Annotated in this window: 11 protein-coding genes; 7 read left to right on the top strand and 4 right to left on the bottom strand. The window is 63.7% G+C overall.

Annotation, left to right across the window (positions count from 1 at the left end; genetic code table 11):
- Window positions 1–267: 267 nt before the first annotated feature.
- Window positions 268–2,127 (bottom strand): sigma-54-dependent Fis family transcriptional regulator, encoded by a 1,860-nt coding sequence (locus V3W40_RS27760; protein ID WP_330216059.1) that lies wholly within the window; start codon window positions 2,125–2,127, stop codon window positions 268–270.
- Window positions 2,128–2,436: 309 nt separating this feature from the next.
- Here V3W40_RS27760 and V3W40_RS27755 point away from each other — a divergent pair, with 309 nt between their 5' ends.
- Genes V3W40_RS27755 through V3W40_RS27745 form a run of 3 tightly spaced genes read left to right on the top strand, consistent with a single transcriptional unit; the run spans window position 2,437 to window position 5,560 of the window.
- The gene (locus V3W40_RS27755; RefSeq protein WP_065927960.1) at window positions 2,437–3,414 is read left to right on the top strand and encodes a thiamine pyrophosphate-dependent dehydrogenase E1 component subunit alpha; all 978 of its coding nucleotides are present in this window, start codon (window positions 2,437–2,439) and stop codon (window positions 3,412–3,414) included.
- Between the two features lie 26 nt (window positions 3,415–3,440).
- On the top strand, window positions 3,441–4,460 hold the full coding sequence (locus V3W40_RS27750) for an alpha-ketoacid dehydrogenase subunit beta (protein ID WP_027606544.1): 1,020 nt from the start codon (window positions 3,441–3,443) through the stop codon (window positions 4,458–4,460).
- The gene (locus tag V3W40_RS27745) at window positions 4,457–5,560 is read left to right on the top strand and encodes an acetoin dehydrogenase dihydrolipoyllysine-residue acetyltransferase subunit (RefSeq protein WP_330216058.1); all 1,104 of its coding nucleotides are present in this window, start codon (window positions 4,457–4,459) and stop codon (window positions 5,558–5,560) included. The genes V3W40_RS27750 and V3W40_RS27745 overlap by 4 nt, the downstream gene beginning before the upstream one ends.
- A gap of 115 nt (window positions 5,561–5,675) precedes the next feature.
- Here V3W40_RS27745 and V3W40_RS27740 read toward each other — a convergent pair whose 3' ends face one another.
- Window positions 5,676–6,563 (bottom strand): helix-turn-helix domain-containing protein, encoded by an 888-nt coding sequence (locus tag V3W40_RS27740; protein WP_330216057.1) that lies wholly within the window; start codon window positions 6,561–6,563, stop codon window positions 5,676–5,678.
- Between the two features lie 138 nt (window positions 6,564–6,701).
- Between V3W40_RS27740 and V3W40_RS27735 the strand changes: the two genes are divergently transcribed.
- Genes V3W40_RS27735 through V3W40_RS27720 form a run of 4 tightly spaced genes read left to right on the top strand, consistent with a single transcriptional unit; the run spans window position 6,702 to window position 10,937 of the window.
- Window positions 6,702–8,060, top strand: coding sequence for a glutamine synthetase family protein (locus V3W40_RS27735; protein WP_065927979.1), 1,359 nt, complete (start codon window positions 6,702–6,704; stop codon window positions 8,058–8,060).
- A 22-nt stretch (window positions 8,061–8,082) separates the two neighbouring features.
- A complete protein-coding gene (locus V3W40_RS27730; protein ID WP_027606540.1) occupies window positions 8,083–9,171 on the top strand; it encodes a polyamine ABC transporter substrate-binding protein in 1,089 nt (362 codons plus the stop codon).
- Entirely contained in the window at window positions 9,168–10,463 is a 1,296-nt protein-coding gene (locus tag V3W40_RS27725) for an NAD(P)/FAD-dependent oxidoreductase (RefSeq protein ID WP_330216056.1), read from the top strand. The genes V3W40_RS27730 and V3W40_RS27725 overlap by 4 nt, the downstream gene beginning before the upstream one ends.
- Before the next feature lie 57 nt (window positions 10,464–10,520).
- Entirely contained in the window at window positions 10,521–10,937 is a 417-nt protein-coding gene (locus V3W40_RS27720; RefSeq protein ID WP_330216055.1) for an SRPBCC family protein, read from the top strand.
- A gap of 274 nt (window positions 10,938–11,211) precedes the next feature.
- Here V3W40_RS27720 and V3W40_RS27715 read toward each other — a convergent pair whose 3' ends face one another.
- Together V3W40_RS27715 and V3W40_RS27710 are read right to left on the bottom strand one after the other, a co-directional pair.
- Window positions 11,212–12,606, bottom strand: a complete 1,395-nt coding sequence (locus tag V3W40_RS27715) for a sensor histidine kinase (protein WP_065927954.1) — start codon at window positions 12,604–12,606, stop codon at window positions 11,212–11,214.
- Window positions 12,584–13,267: a response regulator transcription factor gene (locus V3W40_RS27710; RefSeq protein WP_027606536.1), complete on the bottom strand. Its 684-nt coding sequence runs from the start codon at window positions 13,265–13,267 to the stop codon at window positions 12,584–12,586. Before V3W40_RS27710 ends, V3W40_RS27715 begins: the two co-directional genes overlap by 23 nt.
- Between the last annotated feature and the right edge of the window lie 57 nt (window positions 13,268–13,324).

Below are 13,324 nucleotides of genomic sequence, written 5' to 3'. Positions count from 1 at the left end.
CAGCATGGGTATCTACACAACTTGAGCGAGCCTTCTGCGTAGATACCGCCTTATCCAACACCACGCAAATCCGTAGCAGCTGCCGAGCGCAAGCGAGGCTGCGTCGGCCGCGCCTCGAGCCTGAATCGGCCGCGCGCCTGACGCAGCCTCGCCAAGGCTCGACAGCTGCTACGCACTATTTCTATTGAAGTTGTGTAGATACCCATGCTGATCGGGGGCAAGTCGAATCGTCGCACCGCCCCTCCCACATTGTTGACCCCCGTTGTGTCAGTGCTTGCCGGGCATGTCGATGCCCAGTTGGTTGACTCGGCGGTAGAGGGTGGCTCGGGAAATGCCCAACGCCTGCGCCGTCGGCAACGGCTTCCAGCGATGCCGGATCAACGCGTCCAGTACCACCTGGCGTTCCGGGCTCACGCTAGGTTCCGCGGCTGGCGAAACCTGCTCCCCACGCACTTCCACCGGCAAGTCCGCCAACTGGATGGTGCCGCCTTCACATACCGCACAGGCATACGCCAGCGCGTGGTGCAGCTGGCGCACATTGCCCGGCCAGGCATAGCCCAGCAGGCGTTCCAGCGCGGCTTGGCCGATGCCGACCGAGACGCCGCTGCCGCGTGCTTGCTGCTTCACCAGCCGGTTGATCAATGCCAGTTTGTCACTGCGCTCGCGCAGCGGCGGCAGGTAGAAGCGTGCGCAGCCGAGGCGGAAGTACAGGTCTTCGCGAAAGCGCCCGTCGCCGACCAGCACGGCCAGGTCGCGGTGGCTGGCGCAGATCACCTGAATGTCTACCGTGCGGGTCTTGGCCCCGCCCAGGGGCGCGACTTCACCCTCGGCCATCACCCGCAGCAGGCGCGTCTGCAACGCCAGCGGCATATCGCCGATTTCATCGAGGAACAGGGTGCCGCCATCGGCCTGCACCAACAGCCCCGGCATGCCTTTGCTGGACGCACCGGTAAAGGCCCCGGCCACGTAGCCGAACAGCTCGCTTTCAATCAGGTTCTCGGGGATCGCCGCGCAGTTCACCGCCACAAAGGGCCCTGTTCGCCGGGCGCTGCGTTCGTGCAGCTGGCGGGCGAAAACTTCCTTGCCGGCGCCGGTTTCCCCCTGCACCAGCACCGGCAGGTTGCGGTCCTTGACGCGCACGGCCAGGCGCAGGTGTTCTTCCACCCGTGGGTCGACCTGGGTGTGCGCAACGGGCCGTGACGGTTTGCGGCGCGGCGCGTTGACCCGCACGTGCAGCATGCCAGGTTCGCCCAGCCATTGCAGGTGTTGGGTTGATTGATCGGTGGCCGAGCGCAACGCATCCAGGTCGAACACTTCGCCGATATGCTCCGGCACCTGGCCGAAACGCCGGCGCAGTGCCTGGCGCGCCTTGCTGTTCAGCGCGTGCAGGCGCCCATCCTGGTCCCAGGCCAGCAGCAGGTCGGGCTGGCTGTCCACATAGCCCGGTGTGCTGTGGGCCTGGAGTACCCAATGCTCGCGGGCGCTGTGCATGAAGAAGGCGTTTTCGATGGCTTGCGCACTCTGCGCCACCATCTGCCGCACCAGGTGCTGGCTGCGCCGGTCATCCGGGGATTTGAGCGCCGAGGCATCCATCACCCCCAGCAGGTTGCCCTGGGGGTCGAAGATCGGCGCGGCGGAGCAGGTCAGGCTGATAAAGGCGGCACGGAAGTGGTCGCGCTTGTGCACCGTCACTGCGGCCTTGTTGGTCAGCACCGTGGCCACGCCGCAGGTGCCTTCCTCGGCTTCCGACCAGCAGGTGCCGAGGTACAGGCCGGCTTTGCGGCAGTCGCTGCGAATGGCGGTGTCGACGCGGTGGTCGATGGTCTGGCCCTGGGCGTCGGTGAGCATCACGCAGTAGTCGGCGTGGCGCACCCGGTGGTGCAGTTGCCCGACTTCTTCGCTGGCGATGCGCATGAACAGTTCGGCGCGCTCGCGGCATTCCTTGAGCAAGGGTTCGGTGAGGATACGGGGCCCCTGCAGCGAGCCGGGGTCGAGGTGGTGTTGTTCCATGGAACGCCGCCATGAATCGAAAATCAGCGACGGCACCGGCGCCTGGGGCAGGCGATCGGCATTGCGGACCACGCGACTGACGCAGTCGACGTGCTCCCTGGAGTTCGCGGCGAGCATAAGGCCTCCGGTTCTCGATCTTTGTTGTTATGCCCGCCATTAAGCGCCCGTGGGCGCGAGGGGACAAGGGCGACCTGACCAACAGCCCCGCGTGAGACGCGGCGTCTCATTCCGGCCGAGACGCCGCCTGCACAGTGCAATGCACCGTCTCATTCTGCACAGGCATACCGTCCCGGCACAACCGCACGGCACTGCTCTGGATCAAGGCTTTGCCAGGTTTCATCGCACCTTGGCACAGGCTGTGCTGAACCGCTTGCAGCTGGCCGCAGCCAGCCTTTTGTGTGTCGAGACAACCTGGAGAACAACAAGATGTCCACCCACCTGTCCACCGATCAATTGCTGCATGCCTACACCGTGATGCGCACCATCCGTGATTTCGAAGAACGCCTGCATGTGGAATTCGCCACCGGCGAGATCCCCGGTTTCGTGCACCTGTATGCCGGCCAGGAAGCCAGCGCAGCGGGGGTCATGGCCCACCTCAACGATGAAGATTGCATCGCCTCAAACCACCGTGGCCATGGCCATTGCATCGCCAAGGGCGTGGATGTGTTCGGCATGATGGCCGAGATCTACGGCAAGAAAACCGGCGTGTGCGGAGGCAAGGGCGGCTCCATGCACATCGCCGATCAGGAGAAGGGCATGCTCGGCGCCAACGGCATTGTCGGGGCGGGTGCGCCGTTGGCGGCGGGCGCCGCGCTGGCCTCCAAGCTCAAGGGCAGCCAGGGCGTGGCGGTCGCATTTTTCGGCGACGGCGGCTCCAACGAGGGCGCGGTGTTCGAGGCGATGAACCTGGCGTCGATCATGAAACTGCCGTGCCTGTTCGTTGCCGAGAACAACGGCTATGCCGAGGCCACCGGTTCCGGCTGGTCGGTGGCGTGCAAGGACATTGCCGAGCGGGCGGTGGGCTTCGGCATGCCGGGGGTGATTGTCGATGGCAATGACTTCTTTGCCGTACACGCGGCGTTGGGCGTGGCCGTGGAGCGTGCACGCAAAGGCGACGGGCCGACCTTGGTGGAAGTCAAGCTGAGTCGCTTCTACGGCCACTTCGAAGGCGATGCACAAACCTATCGTGGCCCGGACGAGGTGAAGAACCTGCGCGAATCCCACGACTGCCTCGCACTGTTCCGCCAGCGCTGCAATGCCGAAGGCTGGCTTGACGCGGCCCAATTCGAACGTATCGACGGCGAGGTCGCGCAGTTGATCGACGACGCCGTGCGCCTGGCCAAGTCCGATCCCAAGCCCCAGGCCGCCGACCTGCTCAGTGATGTCTACGTCGCCTACCGCTAATAACTACAAGACTCGGAGAGAATTTCATGGCTCGCAAAATCAGCTATCAGCAGGCAATCAACGAAGCCCTGGCCCAGGAAATGCGCCGCGACCAGAGCGTGTTCATTATCGGCCAGGACGTCTCCGGCGGCACCGGTTCCCCCGGCGAGCAGGACGCCTGGGGCGGTGTGCTCGGCGTGACCAAGGGCCTGTACCCGGAGTTTCCGGACCGCGTACTCGATGCGCCGTTGTCCGAAGTCGGCTACGTCGGCATGGCCGTCGGCGCCGCCACCCGTGGCATGCGCCCGGTGTGCGAATTGATGTTCGTCGACTTTATCGGCTGCTGCCTCGACCAGTTGCTCAACCAGGCCGCCAAGTTTCGCTACATGTTCGGCGGCAAGACCACCACGCCGCTGGTGGTGCGCGCCATGTACGGTGCCGGCCTGCGCGCCGCCGCCCAGCACTCGCAGATGCTCACCTCGATGTGGACGCACATTCCCGGGCTCAAGGTGGTGTGCCCGGCCACGCCGTATGACGCCAAGGGCATGCTGATCCAGGCGATCCGCGACAACGACCCGGTGATCTTCCTCGAACACAAGATGCTCTACAGCCTCCAAGGTGAGGTGCCGGAAGAGCTCTACACCGTGCCCTTCGGCGAAGCCAACTTTGTGCGCGAAGGCCGCGACGTGACCCTGGTGACCTACGGCCGCATGGTGCATATCGCCCTGGAAGCCGCCGCCAACCTGGCACGCCAGGGCATCGACTGCGAAGTGCTGGACCTGCGCACCACCAGCCCGCTGGACGAAGACAGCATCCTCGAGAGCGTGGAGAAAACCGGGCGCCTGGTGGTGATCGATGAGTCCAACCCGCGCTGTTCCATCGCCACCGACATCAGTGCGCTGGTGGCCCAGCAGGGCTTCTCGTTCCTGCGTGCGCCGATCGAGATGGTCACCGCGCCGCACACGCCGGTGCCGTTTTCCGATGCGCTGGAAGACCTGTACATCCCCAACGCCGCGAAGATCGAGGCTGCGGTGCTGAAGATCGCCGACAAGAGGAATGCCGCATGATCCATACCTTGACCATGCCCAAGTGGGGGCTGTCGATGACCGAAGGCCGCATCGACGTCTGGCTCAAGCAGCCCGGCGACCGGGTGGAGAAGGGCGAAGAAGTCCTGGACGTCGAGACCGACAAGATCTCCAGCAGCGTCGAGGCGCCGTTCAGCGGTGTGTTGCGCCGCGTACTGGCGCTGAGCGACGAGACCTTGCCGGTGGGCGCGCTGCTGGGGGTCGTGGTGGAAGGTGAGGCCAGCGAGGCGGAGATCGATGCGGTGATCGAAAGCTTCAACGCCGGGTTCGTCTCAAGCAGCGCCGAAGCCGAAGCCACCGGGCCGAGTGCGCAGAAGGTCGAGGTGGGCGGGCGTTTGCTGCGCTATCTCGACCTGGGCGAGGGCGGCACGCCGCTGGTGCTGGTGCATGGCTTTGGCGGCGACTTGAACAACTGGCTGTTCAACCAACCGGCCCTGGCCGCCGAGCGCCGGGTGATCGCCCTGGACCTGCCGGGGCATGGCGAGTCGGGCAAGCATCTGCAAACCGGTGACGCCGAGGAGCTGAGCCAGGCCGTGCTGGCCTTGCTCGATCACCTCAAGCTCGACCGCGTGCACCTGGCCGGGCACTCCATGGGCGGGTTGGTCAGCCTGACGGTCGCCCGTCAGGCTCCGGCGCGCGTTGCCTCGCTGACCCTGATCGCCAGCGCCGGGCTGGGGGCGGATATCAACGGCGATTACCTGCAAGGTTTCACCGAAGCCAATAACCGTAACGCGCTCAAGCCGCAACTGGTGCAACTGTTCAGCGACCCGGCGCTGGTGACGCGGCAGATGCTGGAGGACATGCTCAAGTTCAAGCGGTTGGAAGGGGTGGACCAGGCGCTTCGTCAGCTCAATGCCCAGTTGTTTGAGGATGGGCGCCAGCGCCTGGATTTGCGCAACGTAGTGGGGGAGCAACCGAGCCTGGTGATCTGGGGCAGTGACGATGCAATCATCCCGGCCGGCCATGCCCAGGGGCTGGAGGCCCAGGTGGAGATTCTGCCGGGGCAGGGGCATATGGTGCAGTTGGAGGCGGCGGAGCGGGTTAACCAACTAATCTCAACCTTCCTGAAATCCCAACCTTGAAATGCAATTCAATGTGGGAGGGGGCTACACCCCGATTGCGGTAGTTCAGATACAGAGATGTTGACTGACCCATCGCCATCGGGGGCAAGCCCCCTCCCACATTTTCAGATGCATTTCAAAGTGAGTGCTTGAGGGTTTCGCTCGGCAGCTCTTTGAACAACGCTCGATAGCTGTTAGAGAACCGCCCCAAATGCCAGAACGACCAATTCATCGCCACCTCGGCCACGGTCGTTCCGGCACCGCTCAACAATTCCCGCCGTGCCCCGTTCAACCGGCGCAGGCGCAACCACTGCGCCGGGCTCATCCCGGTGTAGGTCTTGAACCCTTGTTGCAACTGGCGCAGCGGTACGCCGGCAATCCGCGCCAGTTCCAACAGGTTGACGTTTTCGTCCGGCGCATCCGCCGCCCACTCGCCTATGCGCGCCATCAACCGGCGTTCTTCACTGCGCTTTTGCAATGAGCTGCGATCCAGGCACACGCAGGCGTTGTCGAGGATGAACAGGCAGTCGTCGAGCAGTTGCTGAGTGAGGGAAACGGGGTCGATGACCGTGGACAAGCGCGTCAGGGTGCCACTCAGCCAGCGGCTGAACAGCGCGTTCTGCTGGCAGGTCAGCGGCGCCATGAACAGGCCTTCCAGCGTCTCCACATCCAGGCCGTGGCGCTGCACGAATTGCGGCCCGAACACCACCGCCACTTCGCGGTAGTTTTCCGGGGTGATCCAGGTGTTGCGGCTTTCGCCATTGAGCAGATACAGCGCGTTGTCGCTGCCATCGAAACAGAACGCCAGCGCGCCCGGCGGTGCGTTGAAGTGCTGCTCCACACGGGTGTTCATGCTCTCTTCGTACACCTGCACACCGTGCAGGTCGAGGTAGCGGACGCGCCCGGCAAAATGCCCCGGGGACATCTGCTGGTACTGCTGCACCCAACCGGGTGTCGCACGGCATTGGGCGGCCACATCAGCGGTGGTGAAGGCCTGTACGCGCAAAGCGGTTGCCTGGGTCATGGGTGATCCGTGCGCACTCTATTGGTGCGTTGTGCTGCGTGCAAAGTGGATAGATGGCCTGTGAAGGCTGGCCCAAGATAGACCTCAATGCGCCGCGAGTACAAGCCGGCGCAGCACCCACCCCATGATGAGGTCCTTATGAACGCCCCCTTCGATCAGCTGTCCGCCTGGCTGAAAGAACACAAGATTACCGAAGTCGAATGCGTGATCAGTGACTTGACTGGCATCGCACGCGGCAAGATTGCGCCCACCAACAAGTTCCTGCATGAGCGAGGCATGCGCCTGCCGGAGAGTGTGTTGCTGCAAACGGTAACCGGGGACTTTGTCGACGACGAGATCTACTACGACCTGCTGGACCCGGCCGACATCGATATGGTCTGCCGCCCGGTGGCCAACGCGACCTACGTGGTGCCGTGGGCCATCGAGCCCACCGCGATTGTGATCCACGACACCTTCGACAAGCATGGCAACCCCATCGAACTGTCGCCGCGCAACGTGCTGAAGAAAGTCCTGCAGCTTTACACCGACCGGGGCTGGCAGCCGATTGTCGCGCCGGAAATGGAGTTTTACCTGACCCAGCGCTGCGAAGACCCGGACCTGCCGCTGAAAACCCCGATTGGCCGGTCCGGCCGTGCCGAAACCGGGCGCCAGTCGTTCTCCATCGATGCGGCCAACGAGTTCGACCCGCTGTTCGAAGACGTCTACGACTGGTGCGAAGCCCAGGGCCTGGACCTCGATACGCTGATCCATGAAGACGGCCCGGCGCAGATGGAAATCAACTTCCGCCACGGCGATGCCCTCGACCTGGCCGACCAGATCACCGTGTTCAAGCGCACCCTGCGCGAAGCCGCGCTCAAGCACAATGTGGCCGCCACCTTCATGGCCAAGCCGGTGGCCGACGAGCCGGGCAGCGCCATGCACCTGCACCAGAGCGTGGTGGAGATCGCCACGGGCAAACCGGTGTTCGTCGACGCCGACGGCAACATGAGCCCGCTGTTCCTGCACCATATCGGCGGCCTGCAGAAGTACATCCCCAAGCTGTTGCCGATGTTCGCGCCCAACGTGAATTCGTTCCGCCGCTTCCTGCCGGACACCTCGGCGCCGGTCAATGTGGAGTGGGGCGAAGAAAACCGTACTGTCGGCCTGCGCGTGCCCACCTCGAGCCCGGATGCGATGCGCGTGGAAAACCGCCTGCCGGGCGCCGATGCCAATCCCTACCTGGCCATTGCCGCCAGCCTGCTGTGTGGCTACCTGGGGATGATCGAGCAGATCGAACCCAGCGCCCCGGTAGAAGGCCGCGCCTATGAGCGCCGCAACCTGCGCCTGCCGTTCACCCTCGAAGACGCCCTGGCGCGGATGGAGGACTGCGACACGGTCAAGCAGTACCTGGGCGACAAGTTCGTGCGCGGCTACGTTGCGGTCAAGCGCGCCGAGCACGAGAATTTCAAGCGGGTGATCAGTTCCTGGGAGCGTGAGTTCCTGCTGTTGAGCGTCTAAAAAACACAAAAGGGGTGTCGATATGCGTCTTGTGAACAAGCTTCTTCCGCTGGCCCTGGTGGCCGCGTTCAGCGGTGCCGGCCAAGCCGCGCCGACGGTGAGCGTCTACAACTGGACCGACTATATCGGCGAGACCACCCTGGCGGATTTCCAGGCCAAGACCGGGATCAAGGTGATCTACGACGTGTTCGATTCCAACGAAACCCTGGAGGGCAAGTTGCTCGCCGGTCGCACCGGCTATGACGTGGTGGTGCCCTCCAACCACTTCCTGGCGCGCCAGGTAAAGGCCGGCGCGTTCCTCAAGCTCGACCGTTCGCAGTTGCCCAACTTCAAGAACCTCGACCCCAAGCTGCTCAAGCTGCTGGAGAAAAACGACCCGGGCAATGCGCACTCGGTGCCGTACCTGTGGGGTACCAACGGCATCGGCTACAACGTCGACAAGGTCAAGCAGGTGTTGGGTATCGATCATATCGATTCCTGGGCGGTGCTGTTCGAACCGGAGAATCTCAAGAAGCTCAACCAGTGCGGCGTGGCCTTCCTCGACTCGGCGGATGAGCTGTTCCCGGCGATCCTCAACTACATGGGCAAGGACCCGCGCAGTGAGAACCCCGAGGACTACCAGCAGGCCGAGGCCAAGCTGTTGACGCTGCGGCCGTACATCACCTACTTCCATTCCTCCAAGTATATTTCGGACCTGGCCAACGGCGATATCTGCGTGGCGTTCGGTTATTCCGGTGATGTATTCCAGGCCGCCAACCGCGCCAAGGAAGCCAGGAACGGCGTGAATATCGCCTACTCGATTCCCAAGGAAGGCTCCAACCTGTGGTTCGACCTGCTGGCGATCCCGGCCGATGCGAGTCACCCGAAAGAGGCCCATGCCTTCATCAACTACCTGCTCGACCCTGAAGTGATCGCCAAGGTCAGCGCCTCGGTCGGTTACGCCAATGCCAACCCGGCGGCGAAGGCGTTCATGGCCCCGGAACTGGTGAATAACCCCGAGGTGTACCCGTCCCAGGCCGTGCTCGACAAACTCTATATTTCCACCACGCCGACCCCGGCGACCATGCGCCTGATGACGCGCGCCTGGAGCAAAGTGAAGACCAACAAATGACCCCATCCAGCGACCACGCCCGTTCCTACTACCTTGCGTCGGCGAATGCCATGCCGGAGCGCCCGGCACTGGGCGCCGACCTGAGCGCCGATGTCTGTGTGATCGGCGCTGGTTTTACCGGGGTCAACACCGCTATCGAACTGGCCCAACGCGGGCTCTCGGTGATCCTGCTGGAGGCCCGGCGTATCGGCTGGGGCGCCAGCGGGCGCAATGGCGGGCAGTTGATTCGCGGAATCGGCCACGATGTGTCGGGGTTCGCCAAGTACGTGGGCGAGGAGGGCGTGCGTTACCTGGAACGGGCCGGGATCGAGTCGGTGGCCCTGGTGGGCGAGCGCATTCGCGAGCATGGGATCGACTGCGACTTGCGCTGGGGGTTTGCCGAGCTGGCCAACACCCCGGCGCAGTTCGCTGCGTTCAAGGGCGAGCAGGACAGCCTGGCGCGCCTGGGTTATGTGCATGAAACCCGCCTGGTGGGCCCGCAAGACATCCGCGACGTGGTGGATTCGACGCAGTATGCCGGCGCCTTGGTGGACATGGGCTCCGGGCACCTGCACCCGCTGAACCTGGTGCTCGGCGAGGCGCAGGTGGCCGAGTCCCTTGGGGTGCGGATCTTTGAGCACACCGAAGTGCTGGAACTGATCCACGGCGACACGGTGCAGGTGCGTTGCGCTGGCGGCACGGTGCGGGCCGCCAGCCTGGTACTGGCCTGCAATGCGCACCTGGAAGAACTGGAACCGCGCCTGAGCGGCAAGGTGCTGCCGGCGGGCAGCTACATCATCGCTACCGAACCGCTGTCGGTTGCACAGGCCAATCAGTTGATCCCGCAGAACCTGGCGCTGTGCGACCAGAAAGTCGGCCTGGATTACTACCGCTTGTCCGCCGACCGTCGCCTGTTGTTCGGCGGCGCCTGCCATTACTCGGGGCGCGATCCCAAAGATATCGCGGCCTATATGCAGCCCAAGATGCTCAAGGTGTTCCCGCAATTGGCCGACACCGCCATCGCGTTCCAGTGGGGCGGCAGGATCGGCATCACCGCCAATCGCTTCCCCCAGGTCGGGCGGCTCAAGCAATACCCGAATGTGTTCTACGCCCAGGGCTATTCCGGGCATGGGCTCAACGTGACCCACTGGTGCGCGCGGCTGCTGGCCGAAGGCATACACGCGGGCCACAGCCAGGGCCTGGATGTGTTCAGCCAGGTGCCGCACATGACCTTTCCGGGCGGCAAGGCGTTGCGCTCGCCGCTGCTGGCGTTGGGAATGGCGTGGCATCGCTTGCGGGAATTGATGCATTGAAGCCCGGGGCGTGGCAGGCTGTGCACGACGTTTTACTACGACTTTTGGAGATTTAGCGTGCCAACAGCATCTGCAGTGATTGAAATCCCGGTATCGGCCGAGACGGTCTGGCACTTGGTGGGTGGCTTCAACAGCCTGCCGGACTGGCTTCCGTTTATCGCCAAGAGCGAGCCCGGTGAAGGTGGCCGCGTGCGCCATCTGACGACCGCCGACGGCGGTGTGATCGTCGAGCGTTTGCAGACCTTCGATAACGTCGGGCGTACTTACAGCTACACCATTGAAGAGTCGCCGTTTCCGGTGAGTGCCTATCTTGCGACCGTGCAGGTTGAGGCGTTGAGTGATTCGTCGGCGAAAGTGACCTGGTCCGGTGTGTTTACCCCGGCGGCGGGTACTACGGAGGCGGCGGTGGAAGAGCTGTTTGCCGGGGTTTACAAAGGCGGGGTCGAGGCGTTGCGCGCCAACTTCCCGGCCTGATTCGATCTACCCGGCAACAAGGTATCTACACGACTTTCAGAGACTGGCGAATTCCCCTGTGGCGAGCGGGCTTGCCCTAATGCCCGTCAGTTAAGGCTTTTTGTAGGAGCGAGCTTGCTCGCGAAAAACTCACAGGCGCCGCGTTTATTCAGGAGGCACGCGTTATCGTTGACGTTTTTCGCGAGCAAGCTCGCTCCTACAGGAGGCGATGTACGCTTACTGACTGGCATTTGGGCTTGCCCCCTCCCACAGTTTGACCTCACTGGCTTATGGATCAGGCTTCGGGCATCAGCTGCTGGCGACACTCCAGCACCAGGCGCGCGCCGCCTTGCTCGCTGGTGCCCACTTCCAGCTTGAACCCATGCAGGTTGATGATCGCCGCCACGATCGACAGGCCCAACCCAAACCCGCCTTGCTGGTCGCCTTCATCCACCCGATAAAAGCGCTGGAACACCGCATCGCGTTCCGCCGCCGGTATGCCGGGCCCGGAGTCGTGCACTTCGATGCGCGTGCTGCCGGCATCGTTGAGTCCCCGCAGGATCACTGCGCCGCCCGCTGGAGAGAACTTGATGGAGTTGCTCAGCAGGTTGGCCAGGGCTTCGAACAACAGGGCGCGGTCGCCGGTGATCCATGGCAGGGACTCGGGGACTTCGAGTCGCAACTGCAATTCGCCTTCCTCGGCCAGGGGCAGGTAGAAGTCATGCAACTCGCGCAGCAGCGGCAGCGGGTCCATGACCAGGAAACCGGAACGGCGCTGGTGGTCTTCCAGCTCGGAGATACGCAGCAGCCCGCGAAAGCGCGCCATCAGGGTGTCGGTCTCGGCGATGGCGTCGTCCAGTTTCACCGCGTAGCCGGAGTCCTGCTCGGCCTCCTGGCGGATGCGGTAGAGCTGCGCGCGCAGGCGGGTCAATGGGGTGCGCAGGTCGTGGGCGATGTTGTCGCACACGCCCTTGACCTCGTTCATCAGCTTCTCGATGCGATCGAGCATGGCGTTGACGATGGCCGCGAGCATGTCCAGTTCGTCACGCCGGTTGGACAGCGGCAAGCGGTGGGTGAGGTCGCCGGCGACGATGGCTTCGGCGCTGGCCTGGATCCCGCGGATCCGGCGCAGCGGGCGGCGACGCAACAGATGCCAGCCGGCGGCGCCGGGGATAATGGTCAGGGACAGCGCCCATAGCAGGGCATGCCAGATGATCCGCGTCACCCCGAACAGCGAGCCATTGGCGCGCACCAGTACCAGCCAGCGGCCGTCGTCGGTATGGCTGGCGACGGCGTCGCAGCTGTCCTTGGGCAGTTTGGGGTCGTCGGAGTCGACGCAATTGGCCAGGGCGTGGATCTTGCCGTCCAGCGGCAGGTCGGGGGGAATCGCGCGGATCGGCCCACTCAAGGGGCGGAACTGCTCATCGAACAGGCCGTAGGCGTCCACGCCCTTCATGTCGAAGGTCATGCTGGTGGTCAACGCTTCCACCAGTTCTTCGCCGTCGAAGCGCTGGAACAGGTGCTGGCGTTGCATCAGCGAATGGCGCGACAGGTCACTCAGGTAACCCGAGACCTCGTAATACAGCACCCCCATGAGGATGCAGCTCCAGGCCACGAACAACGAACTGTACAGCGCCAGCAAGCGGCTGCTGGATGAGCGCCAGCCCTTAGAGGGGTTCAGCAATGACATAACCGGAACCTCGTACCGTGCGGATCAGCGGCGGGAGGCCCGGTGGATCGATTTTCTTGCGCAGGCGGCCGATGTGCACGTCGATCAGGTTGGTGCCCGGGTCGAAGTGATAGCCCCAGACTTCCTCGAAGATCATCATCCGCGACAGGATCTGCCCGGTGTTGCGCATCAGGAATTCCAGCAGTTTGTATTCGGTGGGCAGCAGGCTCAGGGGCTGGTCGGCACGGCTGGCTTCGCGGCTGATCAGGTTCAGTTCCAGGTCGGCCACGCGCAGGGCGGTTTCGAATTCCTTGACCGTGCTTTTGCGGCGCAGCAGCACTTCGACGCGGGCGGCCATTTCGTCGGAGGCGAAAGGCTTGGTCAGGTAGTCATCACCGCCGGCGCGCAGGCCACGCACGCGCTCGTCGACGTCGGAGAGGGCACTGATCATCAGGATCGGCGTCGATACGCCGATGGTGCGCAGGGTGGTGACGATGGCCAGGCCGTCGAGTTCCGGCAGCATGCGGTCGAGGGTGATCAGATCGTAATCACCACTCACGGCGCGGACCAGGCCTTCGCGGCCGTTGTCCACCCAATCTACGTCCAGTCCATGGCTACTCAGCTCGGCGACGATCTCGCGGGCCGTTACGGCGTCATCCTCGATGGTCAAAATGCGGGTCATAGGATTACCTGGTGAGCGATTCACACTAGAAGTGGGGGCATTTTGCCAAGAAACGGC

Source organism: Pseudomonas sp. AM8 (assembly GCF_036346475.1).
GTDB classification, from domain to species: domain Bacteria; phylum Pseudomonadota; class Gammaproteobacteria; order Pseudomonadales; family Pseudomonadaceae; genus Aquipseudomonas; species Aquipseudomonas marginalis.
This window is presented reverse-complemented; position numbering and strand designations above follow the sequence as displayed.

Bases quoted from the DNA above. Each gene is read 5' to 3' on its own strand.
- V3W40_RS27760 (WP_330216059.1), bottom strand. From the start codon at position 2,127: ATGCTCGCCGCGAACTCCAGGGAGCACGTCGACTGCGTCAGTCGCGTG.
- V3W40_RS27735 (WP_065927979.1), top strand. From the start codon at position 6,702: ATGAACGCCCCCTTCGATCAGCTGTCCGCCTGGCTGAAAGAACACAAG.
- V3W40_RS27715 (WP_065927954.1), bottom strand. From the start codon at position 12,606: ATGTCATTGCTGAACCCCTCTAAGGGCTGGCGCTCATCCAGCAGCCGC.
- V3W40_RS27740 (WP_330216057.1), bottom strand. From the start codon at position 6,563: ATGACCCAGGCAACCGCTTTGCGCGTACAGGCCTTCACCACCGCTGAT.
- V3W40_RS27755 (WP_065927960.1), top strand. From the start codon at position 2,437: ATGTCCACCCACCTGTCCACCGATCAATTGCTGCATGCCTACACCGTG.
- V3W40_RS27710 (WP_027606536.1), bottom strand. From the start codon at position 13,267: ATGACCCGCATTTTGACCATCGAGGATGACGCCGTAACGGCCCGCGAG.
- V3W40_RS27745 (WP_330216058.1), top strand. From the start codon at position 4,457: ATGATCCATACCTTGACCATGCCCAAGTGGGGGCTGTCGATGACCGAA.
- V3W40_RS27750 (WP_027606544.1), top strand. From the start codon at position 3,441: ATGGCTCGCAAAATCAGCTATCAGCAGGCAATCAACGAAGCCCTGGCC.
- V3W40_RS27730 (WP_027606540.1), top strand. From the start codon at position 8,083: ATGCGTCTTGTGAACAAGCTTCTTCCGCTGGCCCTGGTGGCCGCGTTC.
- V3W40_RS27725 (WP_330216056.1), top strand. From the start codon at position 9,168: ATGACCCCATCCAGCGACCACGCCCGTTCCTACTACCTTGCGTCGGCG.